Origin of the sequence: Mesorhizobium sp. M0983 (assembly GCF_040318975.1) — a bacterium.
Classification (GTDB): Bacteria; Pseudomonadota; Alphaproteobacteria; order Rhizobiales; family Rhizobiaceae; genus Mesorhizobium.
In genome coordinates, this window is the sequence record NZ_JAMYNH010000067.1 from 1 (window position 1) to 686 (window position 686).

Annotated in this window: 1 protein-coding gene and 1 pseudogene; both read right to left on the reverse strand. The window is 62.2% G+C overall.

Annotated features, from left to right (window positions below; all coding sequences use genetic code 11):
* Positions 1 to 79: 79 nt before the first annotated feature.
* Positions 80 to 421 carry an ATP-binding protein gene (locus tag NKH71_RS33335; RefSeq protein ID WP_352896631.1) on the reverse strand — a complete coding sequence of 114 codons (342 nt, stop codon included), beginning with the start codon at positions 419 to 421 and terminating at the stop codon, positions 80 to 82.
* Positions 422 to 437: 16 nt separating this feature from the next.
* A pseudogene (locus NKH71_RS33340) lies at positions 438 to 686 on the reverse strand (IS21 family transposase); the annotation flags it as partial.

Consider the following 686-nt stretch of genomic DNA (forward strand, 5'->3'; position numbering starts at 1 on the left):
GGCAGGAGCGGACACAGTCCATTATCACAATCACAGGATCAGCAGATCCAGCTTTTTCAATAACATAGCGAGGTGTGCATTATGTCGTGGGATCGGTCTGCCCGGTGATGATGAGGTTTTCATGCGCCTTCAGCCATGCGCCTTGGGCCAGCGACAGCGTATTGCGCCGGTCGAGCCCGCGATGCGCGGCGAAGTCGATGTTCTCGATGCAGGCGTCGACAAAGCGCAGCCTGGCAACGGCGAGACGGTTGGTCAGACGCTTGTCGGCACGCATGGCGGCTTCACGATCGAGCATCAGGCCAAGCCATTCGTCGCGACTGAGATCGTCGGCGTTGCTCTGGTCGGCCAGGTCCCGATAGGCGGCGGCCATTCCGCCAAGGCCGAGAGCCTGCATCTGGTCGAGGGTTGGATGTGTCAGCATGGTTGGTTTCCTTCCTTCATTGATAATAGGAGCCGCCGCGGATGTTGGCGTGTGATGGCGTGGGCTTGACCGGCTCGGCTGCGGGCGGCACGCGGTCGAGGCCGGATTTGAGGATGGCGTTGACGGAGGAGTAGGTGATCGCATTGATGGTCAGGGCCCGCGCGCAGGCTGCCTCGAGCCGATCCCGCTCGTAGCGACGGGCCAGCGAGAGGATGCCAAACGCGGAGCGGTATCCCTGCTCGGGATGGGGACGGTCGCGCATCAT